This window comes from Photobacterium satsumensis, from assembly GCF_050336935.1.
GTDB lineage: Bacteria > Pseudomonadota > Gammaproteobacteria > Enterobacterales > Vibrionaceae > Photobacterium > Photobacterium satsumensis.
The window spans coordinates 1,372,650-1,392,702 of record NZ_JAKJSK010000006.1; the positions used below are offsets into that span (position 1 = coordinate 1,372,650).

Here is a 20,053-nt window from a genome sequence, read left to right on the forward strand (position 1 = left end):
AATAAATGCAGGTAAGTGAGAAGCGAAAATTCCATGAACCGCCTACGCCAGATGTCATTGTTTGCCCATATTGTGGAGTCCGGCTCAATCACCACCGCCGCCGATAATCTTGGGCTATCGAAATCTGTGATCAGCCAACACCTGAAGCTGCTTGAAACAGAGCTAGGGATCAGCCTGCTCAAACGTACGACTCGGCGGCAGACCCTGACCCATGCAGGCCAAACATTCTACGCTGAATGCAAAAAGCTCAATGACTTGGCAGACTTTGCCTGGCAACAAGCGTTAGACAGCCAGCAAATGCCACAAGGCAAGATAGTCATTACCTCATCGGATGCCCTGATGGCGACCTTAGTCGCACCGGCTATCGGTGGTTTAATGAAAGTCTACCCAAAACTCAGACCAGAGCTGATAAGTAGCGATCAACCGTTAAACCTGATGGAGAACCATATTGACCTTGCGATCCGGGTGGGCCCATCATCGGAAAACGCATTGATGCAAAAACGGATAGGCCAATTCAGGGATGTACTCTGCGGCACAAGGCGTGTTATTGACAATGAGGGAGAACAAGCCGGATACATTGCCAACCAATGGCAGCCTGCCTCTATCCAGCATCACTTTACCGCGCTTGCAGATAGCCAGGAAAAGGCAGAAGCCACAAACGGAAAGTATCACTTTATTGCTGATATCGCCTGCCGTGCCGACTCTTTCCACACGTGCCTGAGTTTACTCGAGGCCGGTGCGGGCATTGGCCTTACGCCCGACTACATCTTTAACCAAAAACCGCACCTAGCCGCTTTGTTTCCTAACCACCAACTTGACGTAAACCCGGTGTATGCCCTTCACCCCTACCCCAAACAGCCGCCCATCAATGTCACCACCTGTATTAGCGCCATTGAGAAGCAACTATCCGCTTTGAAGTCCAAGCCTGATTAATTTTTGGTGTGTCGCTGATAAAAAAGAACCCGCGGCCTAAAAAGGTCGCGGGTTCATTGCTTTAATTTAGAGCTGGTTAGTTAAGTGCAATTAACGAACAATCAGACCTAACAAGATACCGACGATACCGAAGTCAGCATCACTGAACGTCGTGTTGGCAAAGCCAAGGTCACCCAGTACCGGTAGCAAGAATACAGGCAGGAAGGTAATCAGTAGGCCTTGGGCAAATGCACCTAGCATTGCACCGCGACGACCGCCTGTTGCGTTACCGAATACCCCAGCAGCAGCACCGACGAAGAAATGAGGAACAACACCTGGGATAATGACAGTCAAACCCATGATGTAAAGCAGGAACATACCGATAAGACCCGCAGCGAAGCTTGATAGGAAACCTACCAGTACCGCGTTTGGTGCATATGGGAATACAACCGGGCAATCTAGCGCAGGCTTAGCGTTTGGTACTAGCTTGTCAGAAATCCCCTTAAACGCCGGTACGATTTCCGCGATAACCATACGTACACCTTGTAAGATGACATATACGCCCGCTGCAAATGCGATTGACTGCATCAAGGCAAACATAAACCAGTGCTTACCACCGCTAACTTCACGTACAAAGTCACCACCGGCGAACAGGCAAGTAATGATGAAGATAATACCCATGGTGAAAGAAATCGCCACCGGTGTATCGCGTAAGAACAACAGGCTCTTAGGCACGTTCATATCTTCAGTCGAGTGTTCTTTGTTACCGAACTTGCTACCGATGAAGCCAGCCAGTACATAAGACATGGTAGAGAAGTGACCGATTGCCACATCATCCGAACCCGTTACCTGCTTCATGTACTTGTGCGCAATCGCAGGGAAGAACACCATCACCACACCGACAACCAATGAGCCCACTGCAATCAGTGGTACACCAGACATGCCGCTAGACGATAGGATCGCAGCCACCATCATCGACATGAACAAGGTATGGTGACCTGTCAGGAAGATGAATTTCCACGGCGTCAGGCGTGCAATCACAATATTCACGACCATCGCAAAGAACATGATCATCGCCATTTCTTTACCGAAGGCTTCCTGCGCAATCGACACAATCGCTTCGTTATTCGGAACAACACCCGTGATGCCAAAAGCTTCTTGGAAAATGGTGGCAAAATCACCAAGTGACGTCACGACCAAGCCGGCACCAGCACCAAGGATGACGAAACCCATAATGGTTTTGACGGTACCCTTGATACACTCTGTCACAGGCTTTTTCTGGGCAATCAGACCGATCAAAGCAATCAGACCGACAAGGACGGCTGGCTCGGCCAGCACGTCATTCATTAAAAAGCTGAAGAATTCCATCGCTACCTCTTACAGAGCGCCAAGTTCTTGTAGGGCTGCTGACAAGCGCTCTTTCATCGCGTTCTTATCAACCATGTTATCTAGCGAAACAATCTTACCGTCAACGCCCTGAGCAACCAGCTGCTCAGTAATATCTTTGGTACCGATAAAGATGTCACAAGCTGTGCCTTTCGCCGACCCCAAGTCACAGTGATCAACGGTTGCTGCCACTTCTAGTTCTTTAACGATGCTTTTCAGGCTCATTTCCATCATTAGGCTAGTACCAAGACCGTGACCACATACAACCATAATTTTCATAATATTCTACCTTTCTACTTCTTACGCGTTATTAGTTTGCGAACTATTCGCTGTTATTTGTTTGGCCAAAGCCATTTGAATTAATAAGTTTCGATAATGCGGCGGATAGTGGCCACATCTTGTGCGGCACAAATCTCGGCCACATGTTCTTCATTCATAAAGAGTTCGGCAAGCTGAGCAATCGCTTCTACATGGCTATTGCTATCTGTCGCAGCAAGCGTGACCAGCATTTTTACCGGGTCATTTTCATCAGCATCAAAGTTGACGCCATTGCGGATCACGGTAAGGCCAAGTGCTAAACGGTTTACACCGTCTTCAGGACGAGCATGCGGCATCGCCATACCCGGGCCAATGACGTAATAAGGGCCCATTTCTTCATGAGATTTGAAAATCGCCTGTACATAGCTTGGTTCGATAGCGCCATTGTCAATCAGGGGTTTACAAGATAGCTCTATCGCCTGTTGCCAGTTCTCAGCCGATTCATGAAGGGTAATCACGTCCGGGGTAAGCAGTTCTTTCAGCATCGCTCTTCTCGTCAATTAAAGGGGTAACTTGTGTCGATGGGGCCACTTTAACGATCGAGACGGACAAATAAAGCGATCGAAATCACATTTGGTAGCGCTACCTGATAGCGCTACCAAATTTTGTGATAGCGCTACCATTTTTAATATCACAGAGCTAGCAAACCAGTTGGAACCTTGGTATCAACAAGGTTAAAATGCATGTTTCATAATAAATAGGTTAAGGTGATAAACTTAACCAGCTGATTTTTAAATTAAAAATATCATTGCTAATACTAGCTAGTTAGCAATGCTATTTTATGATGTAGGGAGATTCGATGGCTGAGCCTCGAAAACGTCGAAGTACGGGTCGTGCAACACTCGCCGATGTCGCCAAACTCGCCGGTGTGGGTTCGATGACGGTATCGCGGGCACTGCGTACCCCAGAACAAGTTTCAGATAAGCTGCGCGAAAAGATCCAACAAGCCGTTGATGAGCTTGGTTATATTCCCAATAAAGCAGCAGGTGCGCTGGCTTCTGGCCAAAGTGACACTATTGCTATGTTAATTCCGTCCATGACGGAAAGTGCCTGTTGCCAATTCATCGGCCCATTTCAATCACAATTGGCTAAACGTAGCTTCCAGCTGCAAATTAGCTACACCGGAAATGCTCTAGACCAAGAAGAGAATATCCTGACAAATATTTTGGCGAGCAGCCCTGCTGCTATCGTGTTGTTTGGCAGTGAAAGGTCAGCAAAAGGCAGGAAGTTACTGGAAGCCTGTAATATCCCGGTGCTCGAGGTGAACGAAATCACCCCACTGGCTATCGACCTCAATATCGGTGTCGATCACTACCAGGCGGCAAAGATCATGACTCAGCAACTGATCGGCCAAGGTTTCAAGAATATCGGATTCATCGGTGGCCATGGTGACCAAGCTATCCTCAACAAACAGCTAAGAGGTTGGCAGGCTGGTATGCTGGAAGGTTACTTAACGCCCGATCATTTCCTGACCTCTCATGAACAAGCCAGTATCGAGTTGGGCGCAGAAGGTCTCGCCAAGCTACTGTTACGAGAGCGAGATTTGGATGCACTGATTTGCACTCACGAAAACATTGCCATGGGTGCTCTGTTCGAATGCCAACGCAGGGTGATCAAAGTCCCAACCTCCATGGCGATAACCTGCCTTGATGGTGCTGATTTCTGCCAGCAAAGTTACCCCGGTATCACGGCCATTCACGTTGATTATCATGGTATGGCCACCAAAGCATCAGAGTTACTGGTTGGGAAAATCCAAGGTAATGAAACGCTGGCAGGCCCAGCCGGCAGTATCAACATCGGCTTCCAACTGACCCCTCGCGCCAGCAGCCAGTTGTAGCGTATTTTAGGGCTGATTAATATCAGCCCTCTTCAGTTAAAACGTCACAACCTTGTCTGCTTGTAATGTCCATAGCGATAAATCATCCAAAGTCCCTATTTGGGCACCTTCGATAAGGGGTAACGCAGATAACCCACGGGCATTGCAGCAAGTTTTGCACAGTTTTACCTCAGCACCTTGGGCCAGTAAAATATCTAACATTTGCTGCACATTGTACCCTTCTCCCGGTGCTTGAGCAGGTAGCGCACAGCTTACGGCATCTGACATCAGGAAAATTTTGATCTCAGTTTCGGCTTCATTTTGCTCACCGAGATTAATGGCTAACCGCAAGCCGTTAAAAGAACGCTCAGAGCCGTAGGGCGCATCGTTGAGAATGAACAGTAACGTTTGTTTGGCTTTCATCGTTTCGTATCCCTTAATCTATTGATTATTTTTGTTTTATAAATCAATCACTACATAAAGTCGGGTATACTCTACGACAAAGCATCACAACGATTTATGATCTGGCACACATTGGCTAAAGGGGATTGGATAACACTATGGATTTCGACGCAATTCTTACCTTGTCACAACAAGGTAAAATGTTCGCCAACCCCCGCCGTATTGCGCTATTAAAAGCGATTACGTCAACAGGCTCGATAAGCCAAGGTGCTAAGCAGGCAGGGATCAGCTACAAAGCCGCTTATGATGCGATCAAAGAAATGAACAACCAATCTGAGCACCCACTAATCGAGAGTGAAAAAGGAGGAAAAGGCGGTGGCGGAGCTTCGCTTACCCATCATGGCCAACGACTGGTACAAATGTATGAACTGCTTGATCAAATCCAATCTATGGGACTGGAAGCGCTGAATGACGAGTCTGTACCACTGCACAGTCTGCTGGGCGTCATGAGTAAACTGTCGCTACAAACTAGCGCCAGAAACCAGCTTTTCGGCACCATAGAGAAAATAGAAAACCACGCCCTTCATGATCTGATCACCGTCGTTTTGCAAGAAGGCATTAAGCTGACGGCTACTATCACCCATGGCAGTACCATTCGATTGGACCTACATCCGGGCAAAGAAGTCGTCGCGCTGATCAAGGGGCCTGCCATTGATATCAAACTCCCTTCGTCTTTGGCTGAGCCCACACCAGAGCAGAATTGGCTAAAAGGGAAAGTGCGAGACATAGCTAGTGATGACCACTCGGTCGAAGTTACTCTGACACTCAACCAAGAAGATGAGATTTGCGCCCTAATCGATAAGGGAAGCGAAGACATTGAAAAACTTTGTATTGGAGATGACGCTTACGCTGCTTTTCCAAGTGCGCAAGTGATTCTGGCGACCCTAAGCTAGTAAGCAATCAGTTGGCCTTGGCTGTCATTCTGTCCAAATAGCTAGTTAAATTTGATGCAGGAGTTCTGAAGAGGGTTATACACTTCCCCTTGCAGCAAGCAGTTTTCTAGATAACGGTAATCTAGATACTGAAAAGCAAACAACAGAAAGACAGATATCACCATCCCGATCAGTGAAATCCGCATAAGCCACAACTTCTTGCTCTTCATGGCATATAGCATAACTGCCACTGAAACAGGAGCAATGCTGAGAAGAACAGGTTGAAGCTGAAGTACGGTTACCATCACGAACAGTCCATTTAGGTGGTTACAGAGCGAGCACGGTGTAATAATACGCTTTTAGCATACCCTATATCAAAGCAAACTCGCGACCTTTGCAAAACCTTACATAAAAATCACATAACCCTGCATAGATTTCTTAACGATGCACAAAAAACATTCACCCAAAGCATAATTCTTCTGAGCCCAATCACATTTTTCGACCATAATTAGTGCGCATCGAAACGTTTGCTTTTACATTTACAGCCATCGAAACGTTTGCGTAATCGTTTCGATGCCCAATTTACGACATGGATGACACTGCCAAGGTTGGCAACGACGTTAGAAGCATCACCACTATCAATAATTAAGGTGCAAGCATGAAAAAAAGCGCACTCATCAACTCCGAATTGTCCTATCTGGTTGCCACTCTTGGCCATACCGATGAAGTCACTGTGTGTGACGCCGGTTTACCGATCCCAGATGAAACCCAACGTATTGACCTTGCCCTTATCCCTGGTGTCCCGACTTTCATCCAAACGGTTAAAGCCTTGTTGGGAGAAATGCAGATTGAAGGTGTGGTGATGGCAGAAGAATTCAAGCAAGTAAGCCCTGAGCACCACGATGCGCTTATAGCCCTACTCCGTGAAGAAGAAGCCATGTGCGGAAAAACCATCAACATCGCTTATGTGCCTCACGAAGCATTTAAAGTACATACCCAAAACAGTAAAGCGGTGATCCGCACGGGCGAATGTACCCCGTATGCCAATGTCATTTTCCAAGCCGGCGTCGTGTTTTAAGCGCAAGCCGTAATAGCAAGGCCTAGTGCAAGGACTCCCTATGACTCAGCCAATTCTAGAACTCAAAGACATCGAAAAGGCATTTCCCGGCGTCAAAGCGTTGGATAAAGCCAGCCTGAATGTCTACCCAGGTAAGGTAATGGCCTTAATGGGTGAAAACGGCGCAGGTAAGTCAACACTAATGAAAGCGTTGACCGGCATCTATCACATGGATGCTGGTGAAATTCGCTATCAAGGTGAAGCCGTCAACTTCAATGGCCCACGCCATTCGCAAGAAGCGGGCATCAGCATCATTCACCAAGAGTTGAACCTGATCCCTGAATTAACCATTGCCGAGAATATCTATCTTGGCCGCGAAAAAACCAACTCGTTTGGTGGTATCAAGTGGTCACAGATGTACAAGGAAGCTGATGCCCTACTGGCACGCCTTAATGTTAAGCACAGCTCGCGTAGCTTGCTTGGCGAGCTGAGCCTTGGTGAACAGCAAATGGTAGAGATTGCCAAAGCCCTGTCTTTCAAATCTCAAGTTATCATTATGGATGAGCCGACAGACGCCCTCACCGACACCGAAACCGAATCCCTGTTCAAGGTAATCAATGAGCTGCGCGAAGAAGGCACTGGCATTGTCTATATCTCCCACCGTTTGAAAGAGATCTTTGAGATCTGTGATGACATCACGGTGCTTCGCGACGGCAAATTCATTGGTCAACGCGCCGTCGCTGATATCGATGAAGACACCATGATCGAGATGATGGTTGGCCGCCGCCTCGACGAACAGTACCCGCGTATCGATGTAAAGCATGGCACTACCTGCCTTGAAGTAAAAAACCTAAATGGCGCTGGGGTTAAAGATGTCAGCTTTACCTTGGATCGCGGTGAGATCTTGGGGATCTCCGGTCTGATGGGTGCTGGCCGTACCGAACTGATGAAAGTCATTTACGGTGCACTGAAGCGTGAGTCTGGTGATGTAGTGCTTGATGGAAAAGCAATCAATCCGTTAAGCCCGCAAGATGGCCTAGCAAATGGCATCGCTTACATTTCTGAAGATCGTAAGGGCGATGGCCTGATCCTCGGCTTATCTGTCAAAGAAAATATGTCGATTTGTTCACTGGAACAATTGTCGAAAGGTGTCCAGCTTCGACACTACGACGAAGTGACAGCAGTAGAAGATTTCATTCGCCTGTTCAACATCAAGACCCCGACCCGCAACCAGATCATCGGTAACCTTTCTGGTGGTAACCAGCAGAAAGTCGCTATCGCTAAGGGCTTGATGACCAGACCTAAAGTTCTGATCCTGGACGAACCAACTCGCGGTGTGGATGTTGGCGCAAAGAAAGAAATCTACCAGCTAATCAACCAATTCAAGTCAGAAGGAATGAGCATCATTCTGGTTTCTTCTGAAATGCCGGAAGTACTCGGCATGAGTGACCGCATTTTGGTCATGCACGAAGGTAAAATCAGTGGCGAATTCATGGCTGAAGATGCCGACCAAGAAAAACTTCTCGCCTGCGCTGTGGGTAAACAAATCAACGAGGTAGCAGCATGAGCAGCAACGCTATGACCAAACAACAAAACACCGGTAGCACCAAGCTATTTAGCAAAGAGTGGCTAATCGAACAGAAATCTCTGATTGCCCTCGTGTTCCTTATTGTCGTGGTGTCATTCCTGAACCCGAACTTTTTCACTGTCGACAATATCCTAAATATTCTACGCCAGACCTCAGTGAATGCCATTATTGCTGTGGGTATGACTCTGGTTATCCTGACTGCAGGTATTGACCTGAGTGTTGGCTCCGTTCTTGCCCTGTGTGGTGCCTTCGCCGCTACTCTAATTGGGATGGAAGTGCCAGTACTGATCGCCGTACCGACAGCCTTGCTAGCCGGTGCCGCACTGGGTGCTATCAGTGGCGTGATTATCGCTAAAGGTAAGGTCCAAGCCTTCATCGCGACGCTGGTTACCATGACGCTGCTGCGTGGTGTAACCATGGTGTACACCGATGGTCGACCTATCTCAACAGGCTTTACTGATGTTGCTGACAGCTTTGCATGGTTCGGTACGGGTTATGCTATGGGTATCCCTGTGCCAATCTGGCTGATGGTGATTGTGTTTGCTGCAATCTGGTACCTACTTAATCACACCCGCTTCGGTCGCTACATCTATGCATTGGGTGGTAACGAATCAGCAACTCGCCTATCTGGTATCAATGTGGATCGCGTCAAGATTGGTGTTTACGCCATCTGTGGTCTGCTTGCCGCACTTGCCGGTATCATCGTGACTTCTCGCCTATCTTCAGCGCAACCTACAGCTGGTATGGGCTACGAGCTTGATGCTATCGCAGCTGTTGTTCTTGGCGGTACCAGCCTAGCCGGTGGTAAAGGCCGCATCATGGGTACCTTGATTGGTGCACTGATCATCGGCTTCTTGAACAATGCCCTTAACCTATTGGATGTCTCCTCCTACTACCAAATGATTGCAAAAGCAGTGGTAATTTTGCTGGCAGTCCTTGTAGATAACAAAAATAAGTAACACAACCTCTGTGCGCGGGTAGCCCCCTGCCCGCCTTTACCCGACATATGTAGAAAGGAAAATAGAATGAAAAAGTTAGCAACCCTGATCTCTGCCGCTGTACTGTCAGCTTCATTCAGCTCTACGGCTGCCGCGCAGGACACTATGGCTATGGTCGTATCAACGCTGAACAACCCATTCTTCGTCACCATGAAGGAAGGGGCTGAGGCCAAAGCAAAAGAACTGGGCTACAACCTGATTGTTCTTGACTCACAAAACGACCCAAGCAAAGAACTCTCCAATGTGGAAGATCTTACGGTTCGTGGTGTGAAGGCAATTCTTATCAACCCAACCGATTCTGATGCCGTTTCCAATGCTATCCGCATGGCAAACCGCTCTAAGATCCCTGTCCTGACGCTAGACCGTGGTGCAAGCCGTGGTGAAGTCGTCAGCCACATCGCCTCTGACAACGTTGCTGGTGGTGAGATGGCCGGTAAATACATTATGGAAAAAGTCGGTGAAAAAGCACGTGTTATCCAGCTAGAAGGTATTGCAGGTACTTCTGCAGCCCGTGAGCGTGGTAAAGGCTTCATGCAAGCAGTTGATGGTAGCGGTATGGAACTGCTAGCAAGCCAGCCTGCTGACTTCGACCGTACTAAGGGTCTGAACGTAATGGAAAACATGCTTGCCGCTAACCCAGACGTACAAGCTGTGTTTGCCCAGAATGACGAAATGGCACTGGGTGCCCTTCGCGCCGTTCAGGCTTCTGGCAAAGATGTCCTAATCGTCGGCTTCGATGGTACTGAAGACGGCATCGCAGCGGTTGAACGTGGCATGCTTGGCGCAACGATCGCTCAGCAGCCAGATTTGATTGGTGCTTTGGGTGTTGAGACTGCCGACAAGATGCTAAAGGGCGAGCAGGTTGAAGCGAGCATCCCTGTTCCTCTGAAAGTGATTTCTGAGTAATAGACGGGCACGAGGCGTGTGGCAATAGGCAATAGGCAATAGGCAAAGGGTGTAGAGCCAATAGCCAATAACCGACAGGATATAACTGAAATTCTGGTTATATCCTGTCCCCCAACAACAAGAAAGTAATCAGAGTCTATCGCTTAGCAACATACCACCACTTTGCTAACTGCTAAGCCATACATTTTGGCCAATGAGAATGAGAAAGGTCCCAATATGAATAAATTAGTCGTTCTTGGCAGCGTGAACGCCGATCATGTTCTGCAAGTAGCATCTTTTCCTCGTCCGGGGGAAACACTGCATGGTCATAGCTACAGTGTGATTCCTGGCGGTAAAGGAGCGAACCAAGCAGTAGCAGCCGCTCGCCTAGGCGCAGACATTGCCTTTATCGCCTGTGTTGGCGATGACAGCTTCGGCCATGAAATGCGTGAAGCATTTGCCAAAGAAGGCATGAATACCGATGGCGTAATGATTGAGAAAGAGATGCCAACCGGCATTGCAATGATTCAAGTAGCAGCAACGGGTGAGAACAGCATCGCCATTTCGGCTGAAGCCAACGCCTGCCTGAGTCCAGCTCGTATCGAGCCACACCACAACCTGATCAAACATGCCGATACACTACTGATGCAACTAGAAACACCGATGGCCACTATTGAAGCCGCGGCTAAAGTGGCCAAACTGGCGGGAACTCGTGTGGTACTCAACCCAGCCCCTGCCCAGCCATTATCGGATGACTTATTGCAACATATTGATATGATTACACCTAACGAGACTGAAGCGGAATTGCTGACAGGTATCAAGGTTACCGATACCACCAGCGCACAACAGGCCGCCGATGCCCTTCACAACAAAGGCATCAAGCAGGTCATGATCACCTTGGGTAGCCAAGGGGTATGGATCAGTGCAAACGGCGAAAGCCGTCAAGTCCCAGGCTATCGTGTTGATGCCAAAGACACGACCGCCGCTGGTGATACCTTCAACGGTGCCTTGCTGACCGGTCTGCAGGAAAACAAGGCGATGGACGATGCTATCCGCTTTGCCCATGCAGCTGCTGCAATTTCAGTCACCCGAATGGGTGCTCAAACTTCTATTCCACATCGTCGTGAAGTGGAACGCTTTCTTATTGAGCATCAGTAAGTAATTGATACCGTGCCCACCGCGGCACGGTTCAGGGAGAACCTATGGCGACAATCAAAGATGTAGCAAAACATGCAGGAGTCTCGACCTCCACCGTTAGCCACGTCCTGAATAAAACCCGCTTTGTCAGTGAAGACATTTCTGTACGCGTGATGGCGGCAGTGAAAGAGCTGAACTATGCCCCATCGGCGTTAGCGCGCAGCCTAAAGGTTAACCACACCCGTACTTTCGGCATGTTAGTCACCACCTCCACCAACCCATTTTTTGGTGAAGTGGTAAAAGGGGTCGAGCGTCGCTGTTATGAACAAGGCTATAACCTGATCCTCTGTAACACCGAGGGTGATCTTGCCCGAATGCGCGACAGCCTTGATATCCTGCTGCAAAAGCGTGTCGACGGTCTGCTGCTGATGTGCAGTGAGGTCGATGGTCAGGCATTCGACCTGTTTTCCCGTCACCAGCCCGTACCTACAGTGGTCATGGACTGGGGCCCGATCGATTTCCCAAGCGACAAGATCCAAGATAACTCACACCATGGCGGCTATCTTGCAACCAAGCACCTTATTGAACAAGGCCATACCCAAATTGGCTGCCTTACTGGGCCGCTTGATAAGCTTACCGCCCAGCAGCGTTTGTCGGGTTATGTGCAGGCAATGGAAGAGGCTGGTTTAGAGGTCAACAAACAGTGGATTGCCTCAGGGAACTTCGAGTGTGAAGGTGGAGAAATCGCCTTTAACGACGTCTTAGACAGAGGCCCACTACCGACAGCACTCTTTGTTTGTAACGACATGATGGCAATGGGTGTCATTAACACCGCCAGCAAAAAAGGCATTCGTGTACCCGAAGATCTTTCTATTGTCGGCTACGATGACATTAAACTGGCAAAGTACATTACCCCATCATTGACCACTATCCACCAGCCTAAGCACCGGTTGGGCCAGCAAGCGGTCGATATTCTGCTCGAGAAGATCCAGAATAAACATGAAACCAACAAGGTGATCCAGCTAGAGCCGACGCTGGTTGAGCGCGATAGCGTGAAGCGCATTCACTAGTGTGAACTTTGCACGACCACTAGAGCCCGTATCATACACGGGCTCTTTTATTTCTGGCATACCCAATTAACTGCCCCCGAAAGTCGCAAAGCCAGAAGCTCGAGATTTCCAGTCCTAGGCACTAAACATATATCGTTACAAAATCTTTTGGCTATTAAACCCATCTAAATGGCCTATTCATAAATAATGAACACTATTCTATTGACCGCACAATTAATTCAGCGTACAACTGTAAGCTGAATTTACGTAATATACCTTTGGCTTTCAATCTCACAGCCAGTCATACCCTGGCTAAAGGACAGCATCATGCTAGATAGCATTACGCACTGGATTAAACTTCGCTTACTCGGCTCTTCCCTATCTACTCAATGGGAGAATGATTTCTTTTCTAATCATTTTTGATCCTCTCTCTTAGCAAAAAGAGCCCTTATAGGCTCTTTTTGTCGTGCTCTCTATTCTAGAGGCAGCTTAATTCGCAGCTTCAACCTGCTCTTTGTCTTCCTTGGTACGATCTTCAATCAGGCTATCCAACTTCCTTGCCGTCATGAACATGATCACAGCCATAATACACGCACCTATACCGATTTTGAGGAAGTAACCGGCATACACAGGCAATGTTTGCAGAGAATCCACGCTCCCAGATGACTCAGGCACCGCAATATAAACAGCGAGGTTGGCAGCAACCATCGACGAAATCCCCAGTGTCAACGTCCTGAAGCCCAACGTAAAACCAATCATGTGGTTGGGAACCAATTGCGCCAACACCGAAATACCCAGTGCACTGATCAGTAACTCGCCTAAACCTTGGAATAGATGCGTTAGAATTAGCCAGAAGGCTGACACTCGGCCAGTCTCATCTGCCATAAAACTAGCGCCATACGCTAAGCTTAGGAACGCCATTGAACAGAACAACATCCCCATGGCAAATTTAAGGGGAAGTGAGGCACCTTTTCCTTTAGCACTGCTTCTCTCATAATAAATAGCCAATAGCGGACTGAGAATAATTATCCAGAATGGATTCAGTGCCTGGGTAGAGACTGGGTCAAAAGGAATACCTAGAAATTCATGGCGGGTATTATGAATAGCAAAGAAAGTCAATGACGTTGGCATTTGCTTATACAGGATGAAAAATATTACTGAGAAGCCTAATAATACCAGACTGACAATCATCTTTTTCTGTTGGGCCCAGGATTCTTTTCGCATATAGTTGATAAAACATGCAAGGGCAATACCCAAAGCGATAACTAATAGTAGTTGCATCAGCTTATAGTGCGTTATTAACCAACTTCCTAATAATGTTATAGCCGTTAATCCAATCAATAATAGAGCATACGTTTTTAACTTAATCACTTTGAAATCTGCATCGGCACCTATATTTCTAACCCAGTTTCTATTATAGAGATAAATTATAATCGTAATGACATTCCAAATAGCTGCAATAGCGAAGCCAGCTGAGTAGGAATATTTATGCGCGATAATTGGTGTGATAACGAGGGAAATACACGAACCAATATTAATCATCATATAGTAGAGGGTGAAAGCACTATCTATTCGAATATCATCTTTTTTATAGGCTTTTGAGATCAAATTAGAAGGGCAATTGTTAGCCAGTGCCCGGCTGACACCTCCCCCGGCAAGCCCTATCATGGCTAACGGAATGCTGCCTATGGCTGCAGCATAGCTCAATAGCAGTAAGGTAATCACAATACCTAGGTTGCCAATAATCAATGACCGTTTAACACCAATTACTTTATCAGCTAGATATCCACCAATGGCATAAATGATTGTCGAAAAAGCAGAAGCGGCACCATTAATTAAAAAGGCATCACTTTCTGACATACCTAATTCATTAACCATGAAAACTGTAACGATTGCCACCAACCCATACATTGAAAGCATAGCGGGCAAAATAATGATACACATCAACTTAAATGCAGAGGGTTGACGGGAAAATGCGATTGACATAAAACTTTCCTCGTAATTCAGACATGAGTGTCTGAAGTCTATGGTTCAATAAGACTTATAAAAATATTCCTTAATAATACGATGAAGCACGTTCTAATTTGTTAGTAAAGTTCCCTGACTAATTTATCAATTAATACGTCACTCCTTTTTAATTTAAAATTAACGTTTCACCAAACATCTTATATCTTTTTTCTAGCAGCAATAGTGACTTAGATCTTAAAGATCCCGAGGAAATCCTATGCTTATCGAAAAATCTATCACTTGGAAATTAACAAACTCATTAATAAATAGCTCTGTTAATAAATAGCTCTGTTAATAAATAGGTTCATTAATAAATGAGAGACAAAAAAATCCCCTGCCGTTAAGCAGGGGACCTTTATTAATAACTAAACCGTTATAATTAGTCGTTGTTGCCTTCGCCAGTCCACACCATGTTGAACTTGATAGCTTCGATGTACTTAGTTTGGCTGTCTTTTACTGCACCTATAATGCTGTATTTCTCACCATCAACAAATCCGTTCGGCAACTCAATGCCCATAGAAGCACCTTGTGGTGACTCTTCATCCCAGCATCCCCACTGCATATTTGCGAAGGCATAGTTTCCTTCAATGCTGTCAGCTGAGACATAGAAGCTACTGTAGAATTCACTCAGGTCTTCACAAGAGAAAGTCTGATCATCAGCCGTATCGATGAAAATACTCACTTTGCTTTGACCATCAATATTAGTCATCTGCAGGCTAACTTGACCCTCTGCGTATGTTTCATCCTTGCTCGCAGGGACATACATTGGGAAGTCGCGACCGGTTGAACCGGCATCTGACTGAATGTTCAAACGCGCTTCAGCATCGAGCTTATCGCTATACCACGAGTAACGCTCACCTTCGGTTTGGTTAAGATCTGAGAACAGAACGACTTTCGCGCCTTGGGAAAGGTAGTCAGCATCATGAGCAATCGAGTATAGATACTCTTCGGTTTGCCCTGGTTTTTCTTCACTCGGGAAAGTCACAATAAATTGCTCATTCTCGATACGGTAGCTAGCACCTTCCTCTAGGATCGTTGCTTCAGAACACTGATCTTTGTTCTCAATACTGCGGCCGCCCCAATAAACTAGACCATCTGCAAAACGGTAAGAATCACACCATACACGGCTGTAATCTAGGTCATCATTATCGTTACCATCATCGCTACCATGCTCTAGTACATACCATGTTTGGTCTTCCAGAGGATGCGAAGCTGGGGGTGGTGTTACACCTTCTTTAACTTCCGGAAGGGTAAACTGAACGTAATTTGTCGCACCACGGTCATCTGTTGCAGTCACCTTGAATGTTTGGCCTGCGGCATATTGCTCTTTTGGTGTACCCGCAATAACCACACTGCCGCTTTCCACTTTGGCAGTCAGGCCAGAGACTTTAAGATCACTAACCTCGTAGCCTTTAATGCTGCCGTCTTTATCCGAGAACAAGTTAGACACACTTAGTGATTGCTCGAAGACCTCACCCTGCTGAAGATACCAAGCATCGACTTCTGCTTGCAGCGCAACCTGTTCAGCTTCATTGACTTCTGGCGCTAGATTGTTCGCCGCAACTTCAACTTTGAACACAGCGCTAGACGTACCAACCTGTGCATTATCTGAATTAATGTCATCCGCAGTCAGCGTGATTGTGTAATTACCCGGCTGCGTTACTGGGTTAGCAGGCTCAAGAATAAGCTGTTTGCCGTCTACAGATAGCTTAACTTCGATACCAGTGCCATCAAGGCTGTGCTGTAGCTTAGGAACAATAGCTTCAGTCTGATCGGTATCTGTAAACAAACCTGCAATGTCCAATGTTACACCGCTGAAGTTATCATTTTCCTTTAGGCTAGGGATACCCGCTTCCGTCTGATCAAACACACCCTTATCAACAATCAGCTTGCTGTTGGTGATAACAACGGGTTCTAAGGTATCACCTTCAGGGTTTTCATCTTTAATTACAGGCTTGATGTCCTCATCGGTAATATCTTCACCGTTTTCGACCATCTCATCTACAATGGTGTCAGCCTGCTTAGCAAAATCAATCGCCTTAGCTTCATAGCTGGTGTTAGCGGCTTTTGACTCTGTCAGGATCTGAGCTGTTTTGTGCAGCTTAGCATCCGCATCTTCACCTTTGACAAAATCGGTATACAAAGCATCAACAGAACTCTCACCAAGCGCTTCGCTGACAATTTGCTTGGCTTCTTCTTCAGTTTTAGAGCTATCTTTCGCCATTTCAATCGCGACCAAGTCGGTGATTGGCGAAATAACATCAGACGAATTTGGGGCACGGAACACTAGCTCATGCGCCATTGGCTGAGAAGGGTGGTCCATATCAACCGTGTAAGCGCCTGCATATTCTTTAGGGTTTATGGCAATTAAGCGCTCTTGCATGGCACTGTTTGGAACAACCGTTTGCAGAGCAAGTACGCCCTCTGGTTTTTCTTTTAGCTCAACTTGCCCATCACCGTCAGTTACACCAAGGGCGTTTTCAGATTTATCCCAAACACCGTTATTGTTAGTATCAACAAAAAGTACAGCATTTTTAAAATAGCCGTCAAAGCCGGTAATAACGACTGCACCACCCGGTGCAGGAATATCCGGATTGCCCGTATTACCGCCTGTGTTTGAATTACTATCAGAGCCACCACCACAACCAGTTAAGGCAATAGCAACAGATGCCGCAAGTAAAGTAACCTTTTTCATGAATAACGTCCCTTGATGGATATGATTAAACTTTTGTCATTTTGTTTTATAAACACGCTTCCCTGTAAATCATTGGCAGTACAAGGAAAGGTCTGCATTTTCATGGCTTTACTTCTTTCTTTCAAGAAACGAAAAACAAAAAAAAAACCGTAAAATTTATTTTTGTTTTTTTGCGTTGCAAAGGTTGGAAAATAAAATCTGTCCGTTAATATCCTCGGCCAACATTCCGTCATGGACAAAAAATAATGCGTAATTGGTATTGGCTTGGTTTCTTCCCAGCCATTTCGCTGGCGATTCCATCGTTTGCCAGTGATAAAGATGGTTATTCCTATATAACGGTAGGTGTTGAGAATATCACTTATAAAGAGTCTTACTCAGGCCAAGGGGTAGCAAACTCGGATGTTTCAGCATCTAGCCCGATGCTAAATACCGGGGGTCTTTATCACATCAACGAAAAATTTGATTTCTCGATTGATGCACTGGCAACTTTTTCGCCTATCAGTTCAACCGAAACTTGGCACGGAAAGACAGGACAGGCATATCAGAAAAACCAATTTGAATACCTCAAGACTTCTACCAATATCTTGCTTCATTATAAGTGGACACCACAATGGCGAATTGTGGCAGGGCCATCACTCACTTACCAATCTTACAAACGGTATGGTCTTGAGGGGCTTAATGGATATGAAAACCCAGTATTCCGAAAAGGAGATACCTGGGAAGAGAAATCAACGGATATCTTCATTGATGCAGGTGTAGCCTATGATAATGGCACCCTGTTTAGTGACAACAGATGGAAGCTCAGCGGTCGCTGGATAATTGGCGTTCCTATTTGGAGCAAGACGGAAAATACCAAGTTTGTAGATACAACCTTTGATGACCTTGGCTTCCGCACGTCGCTAGAGGGCACGCTAAGCTATGAAGTTATACCTGGATTGCACTTGGGCTGGTATGTCATGGCGGGATATGAAAAACGTTTTGAATCAGACCCAGAGCCTGTCAGTTTCATTGACAATCAAGGGGAAGAAAAACAAGGACTAGCTATCTTACCCGATGCCGAAACCTACAGCTTCAATACCGGTATTCAGGCATTGTGGCATTTTTAACAAAGCGCACAGCTTGAGCGACCTTCGACCGCCCAAGCCATTGTATTTGATGATTTATTGTTATTTGTGAGGCCACGGCCAAGGCTCGTGATAATGCAAGTTAAGCTTTATTTCCTCGACTATATGGGAAAACTCAGGCTTTGGCTTCAATACATAACTATAAATTTCACCCGGAACAAATTTGTCATAGTCATTATAGTGCAGCCCCATGTATAAATATTCCTTCTGCCAATCAGGATGCTTCGTTTCTCCACATTGAATAGGATCCATATTTTCGCCCCAAGGATTATCAGACATAGACACAATGTCCCCGGTTTCACCTTGACCCGCTAACGTATTGCTCTGCCAATAAGGAAGTAGTTGTGCACAAGACAAATCAGTCAGCCAAGATTGCATATTCAAATCGGAATCCATTACAACGTATGGATCATCCATCACGCTGCGATCATAAATATAGTTTCCAACTTGTCCCAAGACATATTGTCCGTTGGCTTGCGGATAAAGGTAATCAAACTCTCTCATTTGATACACATATTCACCGGTCCTGACATTCAACCTTGCTTCCATCGCACTTTTGCTCTCCTGCAAGGTGTATGTTTCGTTACCGGCATGGCCATAAACAGTGGTAAAAAAGTTAGTTACCCCTGGCTGCAATGCTGATGGGTACTCCTTTTTCAACTCCCAACGTTGCAGCCGCATACCTTCTGCATTACTACTGAGGAGTAAGTCATTATTATCTGCAAGGTTGTAGTAGCCAATCTCCCGCAACTGGGCATCCAATGGGCACTGTGTTCGGCTTTCCGATGCCGCAAAATAGGCGATACCATCAATAAATCGCCACGCTTCGCAATACACAACCTCATAGTTATAATAAACCCCGGCTAACAGTTGAGTCGTTTCAAGCCGATATAACGTCTCTCCCTCTAAGGGATGGAGCAACTCGTCGGTTCGCGGCTCAACCGCAGGCAGCGAGAGACTGACATTTGCCCATGCTGCTTGGCTGGTACCGTGGTAATCATCCCTTGCCGCCAATCGTAGCACTGGCGTGGACACGGGAGATTGCGGTATCCCCTGGATCATTAGCCTATTGTGGCCACTGACCTCTAATCCAGCAACGTTAATGCTGGCTTGCTGGGTCAGAGCATCCCCTTCAGGATCAGTAAACAGACCATTTAGCGACAAGCTATAGCGTGCTGGCACGTCTTGTGAAAAGGTCCATTGGTTGACGATTGCCTGCAATTGCTTAACTACCTCGGGGTTAACACGCGGCTTATGGTTGCCACCTGCCGCTTCAAGGTTAACATCCTCCGACCTTACCTCTATATTGCTTGCCTCATAAACCCCTGCGCGATTTCCAGCCTCTGCACTCAAGGCTGAGATATTCAAAGCAGGTGTAGGCAAAGGAGTTGCTGATTGTATTTCCTGTGCGCCACTTTCCGGCTGCCATTCATTGGATGAAAGGGGTTGTTGCCCGATCTGCGGTCTATTTTCATACAGCCTATGTTGATCAATTTGTGATTGCTCGGTATCGACCTGCTGCTTACTGGCACCCACTTCAACAATGCCAGCTATGGTCTTATCGCTAGCAGAGATTCCCGGAAAGTTAGTCGGGCCTAACAAGGAGTACGAGGCAGAATTTTTGGGCAATTCATTAACTGTTGGCTCTAGGCCAAAAAACGCAACGGCCGGTGTTTGGTACAGCCACCAGCCACTTGCTGCCAGCATTACGCTGACCGCAACTTTTGATACCACCGATTTCATCTTT

17 protein-coding genes are annotated in these 20,053 nt (G+C 46.7%); 10 read left to right on the top strand and 7 right to left on the bottom strand.

The features are described 5' to 3' along the window. Positions 1-33 precede the first annotated feature (33 nt). Positions 34-933, top strand: a complete 900-nt coding sequence (locus L4D79_RS06410) for a LysR family transcriptional regulator (protein WP_428648911.1) — start codon at positions 34-36, stop codon at positions 931-933. 90 nt (positions 934-1,023) lie between these two features. On the opposite strand, the gene ulaA is transcribed toward L4D79_RS06410, so the two are convergent. The 3 genes from ulaA to L4D79_RS06425 form a co-directional block, all read right to left on the bottom strand. Continuing rightward, positions 1,024-2,280 (bottom strand): PTS ascorbate transporter subunit IIC, encoded by a 1,257-nt coding sequence (gene ulaA / locus L4D79_RS06415; protein ID WP_428648913.1) that lies wholly within the window; start codon positions 2,278-2,280, stop codon positions 1,024-1,026. 9 nt (positions 2,281-2,289) lie between these two features. Beyond that, on the bottom strand, positions 2,290-2,577 hold the full coding sequence (locus L4D79_RS06420) for a PTS sugar transporter subunit IIB (protein WP_428648915.1): 288 nt from the start codon (positions 2,575-2,577) through the stop codon (positions 2,290-2,292). A gap of 80 nt (positions 2,578-2,657) precedes the next feature. Next, on the bottom strand, positions 2,658-3,101 hold the full coding sequence (locus L4D79_RS06425) for a PTS sugar transporter subunit IIA (protein ID WP_428648918.1): 444 nt from the start codon (positions 3,099-3,101) through the stop codon (positions 2,658-2,660). A 314-nt stretch (positions 3,102-3,415) separates the two neighbouring features. Between L4D79_RS06425 and L4D79_RS06430 the strand changes: the two genes are divergently transcribed. After that, complete coding sequence (locus L4D79_RS06430) at positions 3,416-4,453, top strand: LacI family DNA-binding transcriptional regulator (protein WP_428648921.1); 1,038 nt, start codon at positions 3,416-3,418, stop codon at positions 4,451-4,453. A gap of 36 nt (positions 4,454-4,489) precedes the next feature. Here the strand turns inward: L4D79_RS06430 and L4D79_RS06435 are convergent, their stop codons facing one another. Beyond that, positions 4,490-4,855: a DsrE/DsrF/TusD sulfur relay family protein gene (locus L4D79_RS06435; RefSeq protein WP_428648924.1), complete on the bottom strand. Its 366-nt coding sequence runs from the start codon at positions 4,853-4,855 to the stop codon at positions 4,490-4,492. Positions 4,856-4,992: 137 nt separating this feature from the next. On the opposite strand from L4D79_RS06435, the gene L4D79_RS06440 reads away from it, so the two are divergent. The 7 genes from L4D79_RS06440 to L4D79_RS06470 all read left to right on the top strand — a co-directional run bounded on the left by L4D79_RS06440 (position 4,993) and on the right by L4D79_RS06470 (position 12,501). Next, the gene (locus L4D79_RS06440) at positions 4,993-5,787 is read left to right on the top strand and encodes a TOBE domain-containing protein (protein WP_428648927.1); all 795 of its coding nucleotides are present in this window, start codon (positions 4,993-4,995) and stop codon (positions 5,785-5,787) included. A gap of 637 nt (positions 5,788-6,424) precedes the next feature. Further along, entirely contained in the window at positions 6,425-6,844 is a 420-nt protein-coding gene (gene rbsD / locus L4D79_RS06445; protein ID WP_428648930.1) for a D-ribose pyranase, read from the top strand. A gap of 40 nt (positions 6,845-6,884) precedes the next feature. Continuing rightward, positions 6,885-8,390, top strand: a complete 1,506-nt coding sequence (rbsA, locus tag L4D79_RS06450) for a ribose ABC transporter ATP-binding protein RbsA (RefSeq protein ID WP_428648933.1) — start codon at positions 6,885-6,887, stop codon at positions 8,388-8,390. Continuing rightward, the gene (gene rbsC / locus L4D79_RS06455) at positions 8,387-9,370 is read left to right on the top strand and encodes a ribose ABC transporter permease (protein ID WP_255041864.1); all 984 of its coding nucleotides are present in this window, start codon (positions 8,387-8,389) and stop codon (positions 9,368-9,370) included. Before rbsA ends, rbsC begins: the two co-directional genes overlap by 4 nt. Positions 9,371-9,436: 66 nt before the next feature. Beyond that, a complete protein-coding gene (gene rbsB, locus L4D79_RS06460; protein ID WP_428648936.1) occupies positions 9,437-10,315 on the top strand; it encodes a ribose ABC transporter substrate-binding protein RbsB in 879 nt (292 codons plus the stop codon). Between the two features lie 216 nt (positions 10,316-10,531). Then, the gene (rbsK, locus tag L4D79_RS06465) at positions 10,532-11,452 is read left to right on the top strand and encodes a ribokinase (protein ID WP_428648939.1); all 921 of its coding nucleotides are present in this window, start codon (positions 10,532-10,534) and stop codon (positions 11,450-11,452) included. Between the two features lie 44 nt (positions 11,453-11,496). Further along, entirely contained in the window at positions 11,497-12,501 is a 1,005-nt protein-coding gene (locus L4D79_RS06470; protein ID WP_428648942.1) for a substrate-binding domain-containing protein, read from the top strand. Positions 12,502-12,969: 468 nt separating this feature from the next. Here the strand turns inward: L4D79_RS06470 and L4D79_RS06475 are convergent, their stop codons facing one another. Both L4D79_RS06475 and L4D79_RS06480 read right to left on the bottom strand, forming a co-directional pair. Then, positions 12,970-14,466 (bottom strand): oligopeptide:H+ symporter, encoded by a 1,497-nt coding sequence (locus L4D79_RS06475; RefSeq protein ID WP_428648944.1) that lies wholly within the window; start codon positions 14,464-14,466, stop codon positions 12,970-12,972. A gap of 400 nt (positions 14,467-14,866) precedes the next feature. After that, positions 14,867-17,182: a hypothetical protein gene (locus L4D79_RS06480; protein WP_428648946.1), complete on the bottom strand. Its 2,316-nt coding sequence runs from the start codon at positions 17,180-17,182 to the stop codon at positions 14,867-14,869. Between the two features lie 245 nt (positions 17,183-17,427). On the opposite strand from L4D79_RS06480, the gene L4D79_RS06485 reads away from it, so the two are divergent. Beyond that, positions 17,428-18,288: a hypothetical protein gene (locus tag L4D79_RS06485; RefSeq protein WP_428648948.1), complete on the top strand. Its 861-nt coding sequence runs from the start codon at positions 17,428-17,430 to the stop codon at positions 18,286-18,288. Between the two features lie 60 nt (positions 18,289-18,348). On the opposite strand, the gene L4D79_RS06490 is transcribed toward L4D79_RS06485, so the two are convergent. After that, positions 18,349-20,049, bottom strand: coding sequence for a hypothetical protein (locus L4D79_RS06490; protein ID WP_428648951.1), 1,701 nt, complete (start codon positions 20,047-20,049; stop codon positions 18,349-18,351). Between the last annotated feature and the right edge of the window lie 4 nt (positions 20,050-20,053).